The 17,701-nt window shown below is 69.3% G+C and carries 15 protein-coding genes, 1 tRNA gene and 1 pseudogene; 7 read left to right on the forward strand and 10 right to left on the reverse strand.

Features of this window, described 5'->3' with window-relative positions; genetic code table 11:
- Nucleotides 1-13 precede the first annotated feature (13 nt).
- Both EBH09_RS19645 and EBH09_RS19650 read right to left on the reverse strand, forming a co-directional pair.
- On the reverse strand, nucleotides 14-778 hold the full coding sequence (locus tag EBH09_RS19645; RefSeq protein ID WP_238697371.1) for a DUF2637 domain-containing protein: 765 nt from the start codon (nucleotides 776-778) through the stop codon (nucleotides 14-16).
- 211 nt (nucleotides 779-989) lie between these two features.
- The gene (locus EBH09_RS19650) at nucleotides 990-2,267 is read right to left on the reverse strand and encodes a DUF3631 domain-containing protein (RefSeq protein WP_193776409.1); all 1,278 of its coding nucleotides are present in this window, start codon (nucleotides 2,265-2,267) and stop codon (nucleotides 990-992) included.
- A 288-nt stretch (nucleotides 2,268-2,555) separates the two neighbouring features.
- On the opposite strand from EBH09_RS19650, the gene EBH09_RS19655 reads away from it, so the two are divergent.
- The 5 genes and pseudogenes from EBH09_RS19655 to EBH09_RS19675 all read left to right on the forward strand — a co-directional run.
- Nucleotides 2,556-3,074 carry a helix-turn-helix transcriptional regulator gene (locus EBH09_RS19655; RefSeq protein ID WP_121748284.1) on the forward strand — a complete coding sequence of 173 codons (519 nt, stop codon included), beginning with the start codon at nucleotides 2,556-2,558 and terminating at the stop codon, nucleotides 3,072-3,074.
- A gap of 131 nt (nucleotides 3,075-3,205) precedes the next feature.
- A complete protein-coding gene (locus tag EBH09_RS39070) occupies nucleotides 3,206-3,583 on the forward strand; it encodes a helix-turn-helix domain-containing protein (protein ID WP_078879445.1) in 378 nt (125 codons plus the stop codon).
- Between the two features lie 32 nt (nucleotides 3,584-3,615).
- Nucleotides 3,616-5,121 carry a LacI family DNA-binding transcriptional regulator gene (locus EBH09_RS19665; RefSeq protein ID WP_121748285.1) on the forward strand — a complete coding sequence of 502 codons (1,506 nt, stop codon included), beginning with the start codon at nucleotides 3,616-3,618 and terminating at the stop codon, nucleotides 5,119-5,121.
- Between the two features lie 126 nt (nucleotides 5,122-5,247).
- A complete protein-coding gene (locus tag EBH09_RS19670) occupies nucleotides 5,248-6,231 on the forward strand; it encodes an IS481 family transposase (RefSeq protein WP_121748286.1) in 984 nt (327 codons plus the stop codon).
- A gap of 45 nt (nucleotides 6,232-6,276) precedes the next feature.
- Nucleotides 6,277-6,912: pseudogene (locus EBH09_RS19675) on the forward strand (IS5 family transposase); the annotation flags it as partial.
- A gap of 21 nt (nucleotides 6,913-6,933) precedes the next feature.
- On the opposite strand, the gene EBH09_RS19680 reads toward EBH09_RS19675, so the two are convergent.
- From EBH09_RS19680 to EBH09_RS19700, 5 genes are all read right to left on the reverse strand, one after another.
- On the reverse strand, nucleotides 6,934-7,698 hold the full coding sequence (locus EBH09_RS19680) for a GNAT family N-acetyltransferase (protein WP_121748287.1): 765 nt from the start codon (nucleotides 7,696-7,698) through the stop codon (nucleotides 6,934-6,936).
- 128 nt (nucleotides 7,699-7,826) lie between these two features.
- Nucleotides 7,827-8,666, reverse strand: coding sequence for an HNH endonuclease signature motif containing protein (locus EBH09_RS39075; RefSeq protein ID WP_238697372.1), 840 nt, complete (start codon nucleotides 8,664-8,666; stop codon nucleotides 7,827-7,829).
- Nucleotides 8,667-9,333: 667 nt separating this feature from the next.
- Nucleotides 9,334-9,407: transfer RNA gene (locus EBH09_RS19690), tRNA-Pro, on the reverse strand.
- Nucleotides 9,408-9,474: 67 nt separating this feature from the next.
- Complete coding sequence (locus EBH09_RS19695; RefSeq protein WP_121748289.1) at nucleotides 9,475-10,224, reverse strand: Pr6Pr family membrane protein; 750 nt, start codon at nucleotides 10,222-10,224, stop codon at nucleotides 9,475-9,477.
- A 259-nt stretch (nucleotides 10,225-10,483) separates the two neighbouring features.
- Nucleotides 10,484-11,410 (reverse strand): metallophosphoesterase, encoded by a 927-nt coding sequence (locus EBH09_RS19700; RefSeq protein ID WP_121748290.1) that lies wholly within the window; start codon nucleotides 11,408-11,410, stop codon nucleotides 10,484-10,486.
- Between the two features lie 109 nt (nucleotides 11,411-11,519).
- On the opposite strand from EBH09_RS19700, the gene EBH09_RS19705 reads away from it, so the two are divergent.
- Nucleotides 11,520-11,984 (forward strand): GatB/YqeY domain-containing protein, encoded by a 465-nt coding sequence (locus tag EBH09_RS19705; RefSeq protein WP_121748291.1) that lies wholly within the window; start codon nucleotides 11,520-11,522, stop codon nucleotides 11,982-11,984.
- 133 nt (nucleotides 11,985-12,117) lie between these two features.
- On the opposite strand, the gene EBH09_RS19710 is transcribed toward EBH09_RS19705, so the two are convergent.
- Nucleotides 12,118-14,397, reverse strand: coding sequence for a transglycosylase domain-containing protein (locus EBH09_RS19710; RefSeq protein WP_121748292.1), 2,280 nt, complete (start codon nucleotides 14,395-14,397; stop codon nucleotides 12,118-12,120).
- Nucleotides 14,398-14,857: 460 nt separating this feature from the next.
- Between EBH09_RS19710 and wblA the strand changes: the two genes are divergently transcribed.
- Nucleotides 14,858-15,196, forward strand: a complete 339-nt coding sequence (wblA, locus tag EBH09_RS19720) for a transcriptional regulator WblA (protein ID WP_193776410.1) — start codon at nucleotides 14,858-14,860, stop codon at nucleotides 15,194-15,196.
- Between the two features lie 67 nt (nucleotides 15,197-15,263).
- Here wblA and EBH09_RS19725 read toward each other — a convergent pair whose 3' ends face one another.
- Nucleotides 15,264-16,679 (reverse strand): ArsA family ATPase, encoded by a 1,416-nt coding sequence (locus EBH09_RS19725; protein WP_121748294.1) that lies wholly within the window; start codon nucleotides 16,677-16,679, stop codon nucleotides 15,264-15,266.
- Nucleotides 16,676-17,653: an ArsA-related P-loop ATPase gene (locus tag EBH09_RS19730; RefSeq protein ID WP_121748295.1), complete on the reverse strand. Its 978-nt coding sequence runs from the start codon at nucleotides 17,651-17,653 to the stop codon at nucleotides 16,676-16,678. Before EBH09_RS19730 ends, EBH09_RS19725 begins: the two co-directional genes overlap by 4 nt.
- Between the last annotated feature and the right edge of the window lie 48 nt (nucleotides 17,654-17,701).

Here is a 17,701-nt window from a genome sequence, read left to right on the forward strand (position 1 = left end):
GTGGACGCAGGGGTCAGGCGGCGGTACTGGCAGGGACCGCTTCGAGTTCCTGCGGCCGCTCGGCGGCGGCTGCGTCGAGCTCGGCCTGCAGGGTGTCCTTGAGCTTGTCCGCCTCCGCCCTGCCGATGGTCAACTCCCTGCTTCGGAAAGTGGCTTCGATGTGGCGACGCGAGGCGCGGCCCTTGCGCCCGAGTGGCGCGGTGCGCGCGAGGGCGAGCCGTTCGGGAGAGATCTCGCGGGGCTCGTGATCCTCTGGGTCGGCAGGGGGCTGAGGGGTGTCGGCCACATCTGTGGTGTCCGAAGCCACGTCGGCAGAGTCCCGCGCCACATCGGCGGGGCTGTGGGCAGCGGGGTGGTGGTGGATGACGATGTAGAGGTGGACGGCGCCGGCCAGAGCGAGCGGGGCGATGGCGGACAAGGCGCCGACGGTGACGTTGTCGAGGCGGAGGCCATCACCGTGGCGGGCCTGCTCGTTGAGGCGGACGGCGTGTACGGCGTTGGCCCAGATGCTCGTCATCGTGGCCGTACCGACGAGCAGCCACACGTACAGGCGGGAGTACCAGGGGGCGGTGCGCAGCATGAGCAGGGCGCCGACGCCGACGGCGATGAACCCGTCGATCACGAGCGGGAAGGCGTAGGTGAGCAGTCCGCGGATGTGGATGGCGACTCCCATCTGGCGCAGGGCGTCGTAGGAGAGGGCGAAGGCGAATACGGCGAGCAGGGTGATGCCGAGGCGGATCAGGTCGGTGCCGCGTACGGCGGCGATACGTGCGAACAAGCGGGGTGCTCCAGGTGGCTTGGGGCGGCGGCTGCGGTGCAGTGGGAGGGCAGGGCGTGGCCGCCGTGGGGTGCTGGGACTCGTACCACTCGTCGCGTGCCAGGTCAGAGCAGGTACGAGTGGCGTGGTGATGTCGACTCGACTCGTTGCGGGCTGCTCACTCGTCCCCGCGCTGACCTGCGCAGGGACGAGTGATGCGAGTGGAGTCGGGTCAGGCTGCGGCGCCGGATTGCGGCTCGTCCGCCGACTGCGCGGGCTCGGCCGATGGCTTCGGCTCGGGGCAGTAGCGCGCCCAGGTGTCGAGGAATTGGTTGCGTGCGAAGCCCTTGGCCTGGTTGCCGTCGGGGAAGCGGCGGTTGGCTGAGCTAATGCCGTAGGGCTTCAGGAGCAGCTGCAGTCCGCGCGGGGTCAGGCCGTTGGCGCCGTACTCCGCCCAGGGCGCTTCCTTGTCCGCGTTGAGCGCCTCCAGCAGGAACTTCGTGCTGAGCACGGCCGGATCGTCCACGGTGGCGAAGGCGCGGCGGATGCCGGCCAGGAGGCGGGTGCGCAGACCGCCCTCCTCGTCCTGGCCGGCCTCGTAGTCGGTCATGGCGCGACAAGCGGCGCGGGCGAGCACCGGCCAGTCGCCTCCTGCGAGGTCGGCGATGATGACCAGCGGCTCCCAGGTGTCCGCCGCGCGGTCCTCGACCGGCATGGGCGGCTCCATCTCCATCGCCTGCGCGTACAGCGGCTGGAGCCAGGCATGGAGGCGGTCACGGATCGCGTTCAGGGCGGGAGTGTCCCGGCCGGTGCGGAAGGACGCCACCTTCTCGCCCGCCGCACGGCGCCGCATCCGGATCACCACCGCACGGTCCATGATCGTGTCGGGCAGGTCACCGATCCCGGCGAGCGCGGCCATGGCGAAGGTGGGGAACTCCTGCACCTGGTGCTCGGGCCCGGACACCCGCAGGGTGGGCCGGCCGCGCTGGTGTCCGGCGTTGATCAGGCCGCGGACCTCCTCGTTCTTCTCCGCGGCCTTGGTGGTGCTGAACATGGCGTCGGCCTCGTCGACCAGGAGGGTCGGCGGGTCGTCCCCGTCGATCGACCGGAAGATCGCCGCCGCGGTGGCGTTGACGGTGATCAGCCGGTTGTGCACGGTCTCGGTCACCACGTCCAGCAGCCTGGATTTACCGCACCGCTTCTCTGGCGCGACGATCGCCAGGCGCGGTGCGTGCTGCCACGCACGCTGTAGATGCGTCGCCGCGATCCACAGCGCCACCGCCGTGACGGCCTCCTCGCTCGGCATCGCCACGTACCGCTTGATCTGCGTCCGCAGGTCGTCCAGGACCTGCGCCCCCTCGGGCAGGGGTGTTGACGAGGCGGCGTCGTCGCGGTCCTCCTCTGCCGAAGGCGCAGCGGCGCCGGACGGTTGGCCGGGCACGGCGACTGGGGGCCACGGCGTGCCGGAGCCGTCGGGAAGGGATGGCGTACTCGGCTGGGTATCGGTCATACTGGGCATCAGCTCCTCTGCTTGCGGGCCGCATGGGACGGCAATCCCGGTCTCCGCAGGTTGATCGCTAGGGATGGCGGTTGAGAGGTTTGCGCTTGAGCCCCCGGCATCGCCGGGGGCTTCTTTCATGTGACGTGCGGGCGTGCGGACTCCTGAGCTTGGCGGAGTGGGGTACCACCACTATGCCACACGAATTGCAAATCGCAGAAGTGTTTTGCATCTCGCAGTAGCGATGCTACTGTTTAGGCTGCGCTGCAAACCGCAGGGCATCGCTACGAACGGAAAGAGGTGCCGGTGGCGGAGGAAGAACCGTCCGAGGGCGTCCTGCTCAGCGGCGAGGCGAACGTCGCGACCCGCATCCGGGTGGAGCGTGAGGCGCGCGGCTGGAGCACCAACGCTCTGTCCGACCGGCTCAACGAGGCCGGCTTCGAGATGAACCCGTCCGCGGTCTGGCGGATCGAAAACGGGAAGCGCCGCATCAACCTCGACGACGCCATCGGCTTCGCCGAGGTCCTCGGCATCGATCTGCGCAATCTCGTCGGGCCGCCGCAGCTGGCTGCCAAGGCCCGCGCCATGGAGCTCATCGACGAGGTCGTGGATGCGTTCCGCGCGACCCAGAGAGCCAGCATGGCCTTCACGCAGGCGCGCGAAGCGTTCGACGCCTACCTAGCCGAGCACCCCGACATCCGCGAGGAAGCCGACCTCATGGTCCAGAGCGCCATCGCGGAGGAGGCCAACAAGACCATGCTGAAGAAGCACGGCCCTCCGCCCGGTGACAGCGACGGCCACTCCACCGACGAGGCATAGCTTCCGGCACCCCCTCCCTGTCTGGGCCCGCAAACCCCCAGGCAGGGCATCTCACCTTCATCCCTAGCGATCGACCGGCGGGTCGGCGTTGCCGCGCCCACGCCCGCCACAACCTGTAGAGGACTCACTCCTTGCGCCTACCCGCAATACCCCCTGCCTCCGTTCCGACTCCGTACGCCGAGGTCGCCCTGCCACGCCTCTACGTCCCCGAGGAAGTCGCGGCCGTACTCGGCTGCTCCGCCTGGTGGGTCAAGGACCGAGCGCGGCGTCGGCTCATCCCGTTCACCCGCGTCGGCCGCGCCTACCGCTTCTCGGACGAGCATCTCGCCGAGATCATCCGCATGCACGAAGAGCGCCCGGCCCGGACTCCGCAGCGCCCTGGCGTCATTGCTGCCCCGACCCGGAAGCCTCGCGCCCGGCGGCAGGCCGAGAGGGTTGTGTCCACCGTTCGTCTCAAGGCCCGGCCACCGCGCCGGATGACCAAGTCCCAGTTCGGAACCGCTGCTTAACGCGCCCCACACGACAGAAGGGAGGGAAAACTGTGGGGTACGCAGAGAAGCGCGGCGGCTACTGGCGAGGTCGCTACAAGATCGAAGACGGCAAGTACGGCACCGTCGCCGATTCCGCAGGCGTCGTGGTCAAGTTCGCCACCAAGCGGGAGGCCAAGCAGGCCGCAGACGCGGAAGAGGTGACCGTTCGGCGCGGTCAGTGGCGCGACCCGGGGCTCGGTCAGGAGACGTTCGGCGAGTACGCGAGCCGCTGGTACGCGGCCCAGGATCTGGCCGCCTCGACGATGCAGAACTACAAGCGCCACATTGAGGAGCACCTGCTCCCCGACTTCGAGGACAAGGCGCTTGTCGGCATCCTGCGCGCGGACGTCGATGCCTGGGAGAAGAAGGAGCGGGCCGTGTACGCGGCCTCCAGCGTCAAGACCTGGCGCTCCACGCTCCACCTGATCTTCGAGGACGCGATCGACGAGGGCCTGCTCACGTCCAACCCGGCAGCGAGGCGCCGAGGCCGGGGTAAGCGCGCCGGCCGCTCCCGCGACCGCGGCCCGGAGAAGGTCGTCACCGACGCGCTCGGCATCCTGCTCACCGCCGAGCGCGCGGCGCTGCTCTCCGGCCGCGACGACGAGTTCGTCGCCACGGTCCTCAAGGGCTACACCGGCAAGCGCTGGGGCGAAATCGTCGGCCTGGAAACGGAGTTCGTTCGGCCCCGCGCCTTCCGCGTCGAGTGGCAGCTGTACGAGCTTGACACCGGCGAGCTGGTCCGCTGCCCGCCCAAGGACGACAGCTACCGCGACATCGACTCGATGGACTGGCTGTCGGCCCTGGTCTTCAACCACATCGCCCGCACGAAGCCGACGCCCTGCCCCTGTCACGGCAGGACGTACGTCTTCCGCGGCCAGGGTGCGGCGCGCACCGGCGGCCACCAGGGCGCGAGGCTCGTCGACGTCGCCCGCCGCGCCGAAGTCTCCACGGGCACGGTCTCCAACGTCCTCAACCACCCCGACCGCGTACGCGAGGACACCCGTGTACGCGTCGAACTCGCCATCGCGGAGCTCGGGTTCGTACGCGGAGGCGCCCCGTCGGAGCACGCCGCTCACTGGCGCCGCAACGGTTTCGCGACCTGGCTGTTCACCCCGGCGGCCTCGGGTTGGTACCCGAAGAAGGCGCCGCAGGAGGCTCGTCCGGTGCCGATCCTCGGCGAGCCGTGGCCCGGCATCCCGGCACGAGGTCGAGGGGCTGCTGCGCGGGCGGACGCCTGCTGGCTCCCGATAGCCAAGGGCCTCACGCCCCACGGCCTACGCCATACCCACCGGACGATGATGGAGGACCTCGGCACCGAGAAGGTCCTCATGGACGAACGCATGGGCCACATCGATGGCTCGGTCTCCGCGCGCTACGCCCACGTCACACCCGGCATGCGCCGGCGCCTCGCGGCCGGTCTGACCGAGCAATGGGAAGCGGCAATTGTCGCCAGGCGTGCGCTGCACCCGCGCTCCCCGGTATCTGCGCTGGATCGACTTCTCCAGACTGGCAGCTGACGCGTTAGGCCGAGCCCTTCTCCTAGGTGTATTGATCACGAGCGTTGTTGACACGGGGGTCTTGATCAAAGGCGAAGACCTCCGGTGTGGTGGAGCTGTCTAGGACTGCACCACACGGAGGTCTTCGTGTCCCACCGTAATGCCCGGCTGACTGTTCATCGCAGGCGGCTATTGATCCAACGCGTCCGTTCCGGCCGCCCGGTCGCTCATGTGGCCGGGGAGATGGGGATCTCGCGGGCGACCGCCCACAAGTGGGTTCGGCGGTGGCAGGCCGAGGGCGACCCGGGACTGTTCGACCGCTCGAGCCGGCCGCGCACGACCCCGCATCGCGCGGCCCCCGACACGGAAGCAGCCGTCTGCGCTCTTCGGCAGGCCCGCAAGCTCGGTCCGGCACGGATCGGCCCGATCCTCGGACTGCCCGCCTCCACGGTGCACCGGATCCTCACCCGCCACGGCCTGAACCGTCTGGCCTGGCTGGACCGGCCGACCGGCGAGCCGATACGCCGCTACGAACGCAGCCGTCCCGGCGAACTGGTGCACGTCGACATCAAAAAGCTCGGCAACATCCCCGACGGCGGCGGTTGGCGCACGGTCGGCAGAACAGCCGGCAACCGGAACCGGCAGAGCACCACCGACCTGCGCAGGAGCTGCAAACCGGTGATCGGCTACAGCTACATCCACTCCGCCGTCGACGACCACTCCCGCCTCGCCTACAGCGAGGTCCTGGCCGACGAACGCCAGCACACCGCGATCGGGTTCTGGCAGCGGGCTCACGCGTTCTTCACAGAACACGGCATCACCGTCGAACGAGTCCTGACCGACAACGGCTCCTGCTACAAGTCCAAACTCTTCACCCAGGCCATCACCACGGACGGCATCGCCCACAAGCGCATCCGCCCCTACCGGCCACAGACCAACGGCAAGGTCGAACGCTTCAACCGCACCCTGCTGGAGGAGTGGGCCTACCTGCGGCCCTACACCAGCAACACAGAGCGCACCGCAGCCCTGGCAGACTTCCTCCACACCTACAACCACCACCGCTGCCACACCGCACTCGGCGGCCAGCCCCCGATCAGCCGGGTCAACAACGCTGCGGGTCAATACACCTAGGCCGTGTATCGAAAGTGAATCTTGGACTGTGAATGATCACGTTTCATGGGTCGGGGAGATCTCACGGACGAGCAGTGGGCAGTGCTGGAGCCGCTATTGCCGCAGGGTGTCAAGGCGGGGCGGCCACCCATCTGGCCTCGGCGACGGCTGATCGACGGCATACGGTTCCGGGTCCGCACGGGTGTTCCGTGGCGGGACGTCCCCGTCGAGTACGGACCGTGGAGCCGGGTCTACGATCTGTTTCGCCGATGGCAGCGGAACGGCACCTGGCACCAGGTCCTCACCCGGCTTCAGTCCCTGGCTGATGCGAAGGGCGCGATCACGTGGGACCTGAACGTCGACTCCACGGTGTGCCGTGCCCATCAGCATGCGGCCGGAGCCCGTCGGCAGGGTGCACTACAGAAAGAACCGCCGGGCGGCATGTTCACCGAGCCTGCTGATCATGGGCTGGGACGCTCGCGGGGCGGGTTCACCACCAAGCTGCACCTGGCGGTCGAGCAGGGCCAAAAGCCCATGTCCATCGTGATCACCGCCGGGCAGCGCGGCGACTCGCCGCAATTCGAGCCCGTGCTGAAGAAGGTCCGCGTGCCCCGCCTTGGGCCGGGTCGGCCGCGTGTCCGCCCCGACCGGGTCCGTGCGGACAAGGCGTACGCCTCCCGCAAGAACCGCGGCTACCTGCGCCGTCGCGGCATCCGTGGAGGTTCAGGTGTTGATGGCGTATTCGACGAACTGGCCGCAGGCCCGGAACCCCAGCCGGCGGTACACAGGCTCGCCGTCGGCCGACGCCTGCAGGACCGCGACGCCATGGTCTCGCTCGCGGGCAGCGTGAAGGGCCGCGAGCGTGACGGCTCCGCCGTAGCCGCGCCGGCGGTGGGCGGCCAGGGTGGAGATGTTGTAGATGCCGGCGACTCCCGCGTGGTGGAACACCTCGGCGGAGCAGACCGGACGGTTCTCCACGTAGCCCACCAGGTACCGGGCCGGGCAGGTCGCGGCCAGCGCCTGGGAAGCAGCCCGGGCGAAGAAGTCACGGACGGTTTCGGCGGGTGGATTCCAGTTCGCGGCGAGGACCGTGGCGTAGTCGGCGAGCTGCTCGGGTGTGGTCACCGTTCGGATGTCCAGACCCGGGACAGAGGGACTCGGCAGGGTGTCGTCCAGCTCGGCCCACATCGCCGTCTCACGCTCGGACACCGGCAGACCGGCCGCGGTCAGGCGGGTGGTGAGGTCTGTCGGTGTCGAGGCAGGTCCCACCCACCAGGAGAAGCCGCGGCCGGTGCCGGCCAGCGACCCGACGGTCTCGGAGATGTGGGCCGCGGCGTCGTCGGCGGTGAAGCGGGCCGCGGCGACGATGTTGAACGTGTCGTCGTCCAGGCCGCTGTCTGCGACCAGGAGGACATCGGTCTCCGTGACGGTCGCACCGGACATGCTCCGGTGCAGATGGCAAGCGTGTTCCGCTAGATTCCGCTCCATCCTGTCCGTCAAGTCGGCTTCATCGAGAAAGTAACCATTCATAAAGATTGATCCCAGCACGACCGGACGAAGAGCGCATGCCATTTTAAGCGGTGCCACGCCGGTGACCAGCACTTTCGATACACGCCCTAGGAGGAGGGCTCGGCCTCGCCAGGTCCCCAGGCGTCTCCCTTGCGGATGTTGCAGATCCAATGGGCCGCCTGCAGGTTCTCGGCCGTGTGTGCCCCGCCCTCCGCAACAGGCTTGATGTGATCAAGGGTGGAGGACCACAGGTCTGGCCACTCGATGGCGGGGTTCATCGGACGGCGGCACAACCGGCAGACCCATTGGTCGCGTTCGTAGATGTCGAACGGGTCCACTTGATCGGCTCCGGCATCGAGTGTGCCGTAGCCGCGCATGCGGGCCTGGTAGCTGTTGCGGGCCCGAGTGGAGCGCCGCTGCTTTTCGGAGCGGGCGGTGTACGCCGGGGTCCAGAGGGTGGGCGTCGGTTCGGCGACGCAGACCCAGGCTTCCCAGTCGTAGGTCTTCCCGTCCTCGTCCACGTCGCGGAATATCTCGTTCTGCCAGTGCCACAGCTGCCCGTCGTCTCCCTTGAACGACGTCTGCTGGACCATGGGGTGCTCCTGGCCGGGCACCTTGGTCCACCACAGGACGCGGTCCGTGTAGGCGAGGAGTGCGCCAGTCTGCTGGTGGATCGCGACCATCGGCTCTGCGTCGGGTTCGGAGTTGGCGCGCACCAGGGCGACGAGATCGTCGGCGCCCAGGGAGGAAGCGGTGGTGTACGTAGTGACGGAGCCGTGCCGCTCGATGACATCGCCCTCGATGGGGCTCAACCCGTAGAACTCGTATGGGAAGTCACCGTCAGCGGTCCTGGTGCGGAAGACCTGCGGCTCTCTTGCCGCACTGAACCGAGCGCGCTGGTCGGCATCGGCGGAGGAGCGGTCTCCGTGATCAGGGATGGCGGTCACGTCGATCTCACCTCTTTCGATCCGTGCCTTCGTGCGCCGCTTCAGCGTGGTGTTGCACCGACCCGAGCAGACGTGCCGGTCACGGTGCTCCCAGTGCGCGCTCCTCGGCACCGGCTCGCCACAGATCCGGCATGGCTCGCCGCCGGTGGCACGTTCGGCAGCGGCGAGGATCGGGTTCCAGTGAGGATCACCGCGCACCTCGCGGGTCCTTGAGAGGTCGGGCACCGGCGGTGTCCCTGGCGTGAGCGTCTGCTTCGGGCGAGGCACCCTCGGCGCGTCCTTCGGGCGCTCGGCCCGCTGCTTCTTGGCGGCCGAGGTTCGGCAGGGATCGGAGCAGTACTTCTGGCTGCGTGGGCGCCAATACTCCATCTCTGTGCCGCAGACCGCGCACGGGCGACCCGCTCGCTCGGAGGCGTTGGTGCCGGCCTCTTCGGTGCTGTCGAAGCCGTGGTCCACAGATTGTCCTCGGGGTCGAGTGGGCAACTGGAGTTCGCGAACGCGCAGGTGCGAGGAGACATACCGGAGGCGTGCTGCCTCTGCCGGGTGGTTGTCTGCTGGGAGAAGCCGACCAAGATCTTCTCCCAGATTTCTCCCAAACGATCACCGGAGACGCAGGAAGGGCCTGACCCTCAGAGAGGATCAGGCCCTTGACCTGGTGTTTCAGCTGTCGGGGTGGCGGGATTTGAACCCACGACCTCTTCGTCCCGAACGAAGCGCGCTACCAAGCTGCGCCACACCCCGATTGTCGCTGCTCGTCGCGGCGACGTCGTTTACTTTAGCCCACCGGCGGCCGGAGGCGAAATCCGGTTTACCAGCGGCGGCGGAGCGGGTTCGGGCGGATGTGGTCCAGGGCTACGAGGAGGACGCCCAGGGCGTAGAGGGCGAGGCCGAGGAGGAGGGCGTTGCCCAGGACGCCCTTGTATCCGTGCTGGTCGACGTCGAGGAAGGGGTAGAGGTAGCGGCCCTGGGTGTCGGGGATGAGGAGCTCGCCGCGGGCCAGGGAGAAGGCCAGGTAGGCCAGGGGGTAGAGCATCCACGCGGCGGCCTGGCGCAGGTGCAGGCGGCCGGGGGCGGTGAGCAGGAGCCAGTCCAGGGCTGCGGCGACGGGGACGGCCGTGTTCAGGAGGTGGGTCGCGACCGCGTGCCAGCCGGAGCCGGTGCCGTCCGTCACGGCGAACGGACTGGCCGTGTTGGCCAGGAGCAGGTGGTGGACGAGCCCGGCGGCGACGACGTAGAGCAGGGCCGCGCCCGTGAGGGCCCCTGAGAGGGGGCGGCGGGCGGACCAGGCGCGGCGGGCGGAGGCGATCAGGACCAGGGCCAGCAGGATGCTGCTCTGCGTGGTGAAGTGGCTCAGGAGCCTGGTGACCGGCCCGGCCGTGAGGAGCTCGATGGTCACTCCCGTCACCGCCAGCACCGCGGTGACGAGGCGGAAGACGGCGACCAGCGGGCGGCGCACGGGGGTCACGACGGCCGTGGCCGGGACGGGGGAGGGCAGCAGTCTGGGCGGGCCCGGGACCGCGGGGAGGTCCGGGATGTCCCTGGGTATCGGGGCTGTCATGGCCTCACGCTAGGCAGGCCGGACATACCGGGCTATACGGGTGGGCCATGTGGGCTATCCCGCGGGGTCTGCGGACCTTCGGACCTCCGGGCGCTGGCGGCCGGACGGCGGGCTGCGCACCACCGCGGTGCGCCGCGCCGTGCACACCCACCCGGAGAGCGGCGCCCCCGTCTGCCTCGGGACCTCCGGGCCTGCGGGGCCTCCGGGACCCCGGGTCCCCCGACCCCCCGGCCCACCCGAATGTGAGCCCCGCGGCCCCCTACTCCCGTCCCACCAGCGTCAGCAGCGTCGCCTCCGGTGGGCAGGCGAAACGTACCGGGGTGTAGCGGTTCGTGCCGCAGCCCGCCGACACGTGGAGGTAGGCCGTGCGGCCCTCGGCCGTGTGTGTCGACAGGCCCTTGACGCGCTCCGTGTCCAGGTCGCAGTTGGTGACCAGGGCGCCGTAGAAGGGGATGCACAGCTGGCCGCCGTGGGTGTGGCCGGCGAGGAGGAGGGGGTAGCCGTCCGCCGTGTAGGAGTCGAGGACGCGCAGGTACGGCGCGTGGACCACGCCCATCGAGAAGTCGGCCGTGCCGGAGGGGCCGCCGGCCACCTGCGCGTACCGGTCCCGTTTGATGTGCGGGTCGTCCAGTCCCGTCAGCTCGACGGACACGCCCTCGACCTTGAGCGTGCCGCGCGTGTTCGTGAGGTTCTGCCAGCCTGCGGCGTCGAAGCCGTCGCGGAGTTCCTCCCACGGGTTGTGGACGACGCCCTCGGCGGGCGCGTTGCCGTTCAGGCCGTGGCGTCCCTGGGCCTTCTCGATCAGGTACCGGGCGGGGTTGCGCAGCTTCGGGCCGTAGTAGTCGTTGGAGCCGAAGACGTAGGCGCCCGGGAACTCCATCAGGGGGCCCAGGGCGTCCAGGACCTCCGGGACGCCCTCCGGGTCGGACAGGTTGTCGCCGGTGTTGATCACGAAGTCGGGGCGCAGGCCGGCCAGAGAGCGCAGCCAGCGCTGCTTCTTGCGCTGACCGCCGACCATGTGGATGTCGGAGACCTGCAGCACGCGCAGGGGGCGCATCCCGGAGGGCAGGACGGGGATCGTCACCCGTCGCAGGCGGAACGAGCGGGCCTCGAAGCCCGCCGCGTAGACCAGACCGGCGGCGCCAACCGCCGTGATTCCCAGGGGTACTCCGAATCGCGCGCGCATACGTCCATCGTCTCAGAAGCGGTGGCGGGGGCCGACAGCATGTGGACAAGCCGGCAGCCCACTTAAATCAGCAGGCGCCCTTCCTCCCGCACCTGCGACAATCGCTGCCATGACCACGCTCAAGTCGAAGCTGCAGGACGACCTCAACGCCGCGATCAAGGAGCGCGACGAGCTCCGCTCCTCCACGCTCCGGCTGACGCTCGCCGCGATCACCAAGGAGGAGGTCGCGGGGAAGGAGAAGCGGGAGCTCTCCGACGACGAGGTGCAGAAGGTGATCACCCGCGAGGCGAAGAAGCGCCGCGAGGCCGCGGACGCCTTCGCCCAGGGCGGCCGCCCCGAGAGCGCCGAGCGGGAGAAGGCGGAGGGCGAGGTACTCGCCGCCTACCTGCCGAAGCAGATGTCCGACGACGAGCTGAACGCGATCGTCGCGCAGGCCGTCGAGGAGGCGAAGGCGGCCGGTGCCGAGGGGCCGCGGGCCATGGGTGCCGTCATGAAGATCGTGAACCCGAAGGTGGCCGGGCAGGCCGAGGGCGGCCGGGTCGCCGCCGCGGTCAAGAAGCTGCTGGCGGGCTGAGCCCGCCCCACCGCGGGCGACCGTACCGAGACGAAGACCGACGGCGAAGACCGGCGGCGAAGACCGACGACGAAGACCGGCGGCCCCTTCCGATGAGGAAGGGGCCGCCGGTCTTCGTCGTCGCTACGGGGCCTCAGTCGCGTCGGCCGCCGATGCCGTTGCCGCCGTTGCCCTGCCCCTGGAAGAGGTTCCCCGGGAAGCCGCCGTCGGTGCCGCCGTTGTCCGTGCCGCCGTCGATCAGGCCGCCGATGACACCGCCGTCGCCGTTGCCGCCGTTGTCCTCGTCGCCGTTGCCGCCGTCGTCCCGGTCGCCGTCGTCGCCCCGGCCCTTGTCCTTCTCCTTGCTGTCCGGGATGTCGACGAGGTTGAACTCGGAGACCGGCTCGCCCTCCAGCGCGCCCGACATCATGTCGCCCCAGATCGGGCCGGGGACCGCGCCGCCGAAGACCTTGCCGTGCGGGACACCGCCGATGGTGATGTTGACCATCTGCCGCTCGTGCTTGGGGTCGCCGACCCAGACGGCGCCGGCGAGGTCCGGCGTGTAGCCCACGAACCAGGCCGCGTAGCGCTCATCCGTCGTGCCGGTCTTACCGGCGCTCGGGCGGCTGTCGAGGCCGGCCTGCTTGCCCGTGCCGTCCTCGACCACGCCCTTGAGGAGGGTGTTGACGGTGTCGGCCGTGGTCTCGGACATGGCCCGGGAGCAGGTGGACTTCGGGACCTCGAGCGACTTGCTCTTGTTGCCGACCCGCTGGCTGATCGACTCGATGGCGACCGGCGTGCAGTACATGCCGCGCGAGGCGAAGGTCGCGTACGCGCTCGCCATGGTCAGCGGGGAGACCTCGGTGACACCGAGGGCGATGGACGGCGTCTGTTCCAGCTTGTTGCCGTTGGCACGCTGTACGCCCATCTTGTCCGCCATCTGCGTCACCGGGCAGATGCCGATGTCGCTGATCATCTGCACGTAGTAGGTGTTGACCGACTTGGCGGTCGCTTCCTTCATGTCGTACGGGCCGACCTCGGTCTCGTTCTCGTTGGCGAGCCGGACGCCCTTCTCGTTCCACGTCTTGCCGTCGCAGGCCGCGACCGGGGTGGGGTAGTCCATCTCGTACGGCGAGGAGTACGACTTCGTCACCGGCATGCCGCCCTCGAGGGCCGCCGCGGCCACGATCGGCTTGAACGTCGAACCGGGCTGGTAGCCCGCGCCGCCGCCCATGGCGTTGTCGACCGAGAGGTTGATCGTCGTCTCGCCCTGCTTGACGTCGATGCCGTAAGGACGCGACTGGCCCATGCCCACGATCTTGCCGGTGCCGGGCTCCACGATGGTGGCCGCGGTCGCCACCTCGTCGCTCTTGTAGACGTGGTCCTTGATCGACTGCTGCACCGACTTCTGGGCCTTCGGGTCGAGCGTCGTACGGATCGTCAGGCCGCCCTGGTTCCAGATCTTGGCCCGTTCCTCCTTGGTCTTGCCGAAGACCGGGTCGTTGAGGAACACCTCGCGTACGTAGTCACAGAAGAAGCCCGCGCCCTTGACGGCCGTGATGCAGCCGTTCTTGGGCCGGCTGACCTCCAGTCCGAGCGGCGCCTTCTTCGCCTTGTCGGCCTCCGCCCGGGAGATGTCGCCGACCTGCGCCATGCGCGTCAGGACCACGTTGCGCCGCTTGGTGGCCTCCGCCTCGTCGTTGACCGGGTCGTACCGGCTGGGCGACTGGACGATGCCGGCCAGGAGGGCGGACTCCTGGATGTTGAGGTCCTTGGCGGACTTGGAGAAGTAGCGCTGGGCGGCCGCCTCGATGCCGTAGGCCTGCTGGCCGAAGAACGTGATGTTCAGATAGTTCTCGAGGATCTTCTTCTTGCCCAGCTCCTCCTCGACCTGGATCGCGAGCTTCAGTTCGCGGATCTTGCGGCCGATGGTCTGCTGGGTGGCCTGGGCGACCTTCGTCGGGTCGTCACCGGCCTCCTCCACGAAGACGTTCTTGACGTACTGCTGCGTGAGCGTGGACGCGCCCTCGGAGACCTCGCCGCTGCGGGCGTTCTTGTTGAGCGCGCGCAGTACGCCCTTCAGGTCGACCGCCCCGTGCTCGTAGAAGCGCGAGTCCTCGATCGCGACGATCGCCTTCTGCATGTACGGCGAGATGTCCTTGAGGGCCACCACCGTGCGGTCGCGTGAGTAGACCGTGGCGATGGTGCCGCCCTCGGCGTCGAGGATGGCGGTGCGCTGGCTCAGCGGGGGAGTCTTCAGGTTGGCCGGGAGAGCGTCGAAACTCTCCACCGACCCCTTGGCGGCCAGCCCCAGCGCACCCACGGCGGGCAACGCGATGCCGGCCAGCACTGCTCCCGCGAGCACACTGACACCGAGGAACTTGGCGGCCTGCTGGGTTGGCGACAGACCACCGCCCGAGCGCTTCTTTGGCATGGAGGCAGCCTACGTTCTCATTCGCCGGACACGCGTATATGCCTTGGCCTAAGCTGCACTCAACTGTCACAGCAGTGAGGCCACGTATCAATACGTCCGGCGACCCCGAATCGTTCCGGATCTGCTCGACTTTTTTCTGAAGGGCCCCGCTGGGGGGCGCGTTGATGTGTACGGGCGCGCGCCACGGCGTGTGGGACGCGTGTCCGAATCCGCCTTGTGTGTCAATTGGTGTCCGTTGTGGCGCAACAGAGATGACCTGAATGCCGGGATCGTCGCGAATGTCGCCAGCTCACTCCCCCGGGTGATCTGCCGCTTACCCATAGTCCGTTCGGGCCATTCAAGATTGGGCCCGAAGGGGGTGTTGCGCTGTGCCCACCTTCCGTAACGTCCTCAACTGGCGGCGGTGAATATGCCGCTGCCGCCGTGGGGGAGCCTCGATTCGGGAGAGGACGGCGCCGGTATGGGCTGGGTAACCGACTGGAGTGCGCAGGCCGCCTGCCGCACTACCGATCCGGACGAACTGTTCGTCCAGGGAGCAGCGCAGAACAGGGCCAAGGCGGTGTGCACCGGATGTCCGGTACGCACCGAGTGCCTGGCCGACGCGCTGGACAACCGCGTCGAGTTCGGCGTGTGGGGAGGCATGACGGAGCGGGAACGCCGCGCACTGCTGCGCCGGCGGCCCACCGTGACCTCCTGGCGCCGACTTCTGGAGACGGCGCGGACGGAGTACGAACGAGGGGCCGGCATCGTGTCCCTCGACGACCAGGAGATCTACGAGAACTACGCGGCCGTGGGCTGAACCTGCCCGGGGATCGATCTCCGGACCGGATGTACCGATGTACCGGGGCGCGGATGCCCCGGCCGGATCAGGCTCCCGTCTCGGGCAGCTCGGGCCGGTCCGTCGCGAGACGGACGCCGATCTCCCGCAGCCCCGCGAGGTCGTGCACGTCGCCGGGCAGCGCGGCCACTTCGGTGACCGCCACCTCGGGGTGACGCGCGGTGAAGCGGTCCCGCGTGCGCTGTTCGCGGGCGAGCAGATGCATCCGGTCCGCGTGCAGCCTCAGCAGGCCCGCGGTGAGCTGGTCGACGGAACGCTCCGGTGTGCCGTCCGGCAGTGCGCCGTCCGGCACGCCGCCCAGTGTGGCGTCCAGCCTGCCGTGCGTTGTGTCGGGAGCCTCGGGAGAGGGCTCGGGAGAAGACTCGGAAGATGGCTCGGATGAGTCTGAACTGCCGTACGCGTCGGGAGAGTTACGAACTCCTACTTTCCCGCCGTCCTGATCCACAATGCGGGGATCCTCAAGATTTTCCCCGGCGAGACTTTCCGCGGCGGCGAGCGCCCGCTCGGCCGACAGCCGGTCGGCGCCGCTGCCGTGGACCCGGTTGAGCACCAGGCCGGCGAGCGGCATGTCCTCGGCCGCCAGCCGCTCCACGAAGTACGCGGCCTCGCGCAGTGCGTCCCGCTCCGGGGCCGCGACCACCAGGAACGCCGTACCGGGCGCCTGGAGCAGCTTGTACGTCGCGTCCGCGCGCGTACGGAAGCCACCGAACATCGAGTCCATCGCGGCCACGAAGGTCTGCACGTCCTTCAGGAACTGCCCGCCCAGCACCTTCCCCAGGACGCCCGTCATCATCGACATGCCGACGTTCAGGAACTTCATGCCGGCCCGGCCGCCGACCTTCGCCGGGGCCAGCAGGAGCCGGATCAGCTTGCCGTCCAGGAAGGACCCGAGACGCTTGGGGGCGTCCAGGAAGTCCAGCGCCGAGCGGGACGGCGGCGTGTCGACGACGATGAGGTCCCACTCGTCCCTCCCGCGCAGCTGACCCAGCTTCTCCATCGCCATGTACTCCTGCGTGCCCGCGAAGCCCGCCGAGAGCGACTGGTAGAAGGGGTTGCCCAGGATCGCCGCCGCCCGCTCGCGATCCGCGTGCGCCTCGACGATCTCGTCGAAGGTGCGCTTCATGTCGAGCATCATGGCGTGCAGCTCACCGCCCGCCGAGTCGTCGACGCCCTTCACCCGGCGCGGGGTGTTGTCGAGCGAGTCGATGCCCATGGACTGGGCGAGCCGCCGGGCGGGGTCGATGGTGAGGACGACCACCTTGCGTCCCCGCTCGGCCGCACGCAGCCCCAGGGCCGCCGCGGTGGTCGTCTTGCCGACGCCGCCCGAGCCGCAGCACACCACGATGCGGGTCTTCGGGTCCTCCAGCAGCGGGTCGACGTCGAGCACACGCGCGGGGGAGAGGCGCCGTGCGCCCTCCTGGTGCCGGGCCGGGTCCGGACTCATGCGATCCCCTGCTTCCGCAGCTCGGTGGCCAGTTCGTACAGGCCCGCCAGGTCCATGCCCTCGGCGAGCAGCGGGAGTTCGTGCAGCGGCAGGCCCAGTTCGCCGAGGACACCCCGCTGCTCCGCCTCCAGCGCGTACCGCTCGGCGTACTCCTCGGCCTGCGCGAGCAGCGGATCGACCAGCCGCTCGGCGTGCCCGCCCCGCCGCGCCCCGCCGAGCCCGGCCCCCGACAGGGACCGGGCGAGTGCCGTACGCGGTGTGCTCCGAACGAGTTCCAGGTCGGCCGCGTCCAGCACCTCGGGCCGGACCATGTTGACCATGACCCGCCCCACCGGGAGCCGCGCGGACCGTAGCTCGGCGATGCCGTCCGCGGTCTCCTGGACCGGCATCTCCTCCAGCAGCGTCACCAGGTGCACGGCGGTCTCCCGCGACTTCAGCACCCGCATCACGGCCTGCGCCTGATTGTGTATCGGACCGACCTTCGCGAGACCGGCCACCTCGTCGTTGACGTTGAGGAACCGCGTGATGCGGCCGGTCGGCGGGGCGTCCATGACGACGTAGTCGTACGCGAACCGTCCGCTCTTGTCCTTGCGCCGCACCGCCTCGCACGCCTTGCCGGTCAGCAGGACGTCCCTGACGCCCGGCGCGACGGTGGTCGCGAAATCGATCGCCCCGAGCTTCTTCAGCGCCCGCCCGGCGCTGCCCAGTTTGTAGAACATCTGGAGGTAGTCCAGAAGCGCCAGCTCGGGGTCGATGGCCAGGGCGTACACCTCCCCGCCCCCGGGAGCGACGGCGATCTTCCGCTCCTCATAAGGCAGCGCTTCGGTTTCGAAGAGCTGCGCGATGCCCTGGCGACCCTCGACCTCGACGAGAAGCGCGCGCTTCCCCTCGGTGGCCAGGGCCAGCGCGAGGGCCGCGGCCACCGTGGTCTTGCCGGTTCCGCCCTTGCCGCTGACGACCTGGAGCCTGCTCACGTATTCGAGCGTAACCAGTCCGCGCGCCGAGTACGCCGGAGGCTGTGG

It is taken from the genome of Streptomyces sp. E2N166 (assembly GCF_003671715.1).
Taxonomy (GTDB): Bacteria; Actinomycetota; Actinomycetes; order Streptomycetales; family Streptomycetaceae; genus Streptomyces; species Streptomyces thinghirensis.

Coding starts and splice junctions, on each gene's coding strand:
- EBH09_RS19700 (WP_121748290.1), bottom strand. CDS start 11,410: ATGCGCGCGCGATTCGGAGTACCCCTGGGAATCACGGCGGTTGGCGCC.
- EBH09_RS19695 (WP_121748289.1), bottom strand. CDS start 10,224: ATGACAGCCCCGATACCCAGGGACATCCCGGACCTCCCCGCGGTCCCG.
- wblA (WP_193776410.1), top strand. CDS start 14,858: ATGGGCTGGGTAACCGACTGGAGTGCGCAGGCCGCCTGCCGCACTACC.
- EBH09_RS19705 (WP_121748291.1), top strand. CDS start 11,520: ATGACCACGCTCAAGTCGAAGCTGCAGGACGACCTCAACGCCGCGATC.
- EBH09_RS19680 (WP_121748287.1), bottom strand. CDS start 7,698: ATGGAGCGGAATCTAGCGGAACACGCTTGCCATCTGCACCGGAGCATG.
- EBH09_RS19725 (WP_121748294.1), bottom strand. CDS start 16,679: ATGAGTCCGGACCCGGCCCGGCACCAGGAGGGCGCACGGCGCCTCTCC.
- EBH09_RS19710 (WP_121748292.1), bottom strand. CDS start 14,397: ATGCCAAAGAAGCGCTCGGGCGGTGGTCTGTCGCCAACCCAGCAGGCC.
- EBH09_RS19650 (WP_193776409.1), bottom strand. CDS start 2,267: ATGACCGATACCCAGCCGAGTACGCCATCCCTTCCCGACGGCTCCGGC.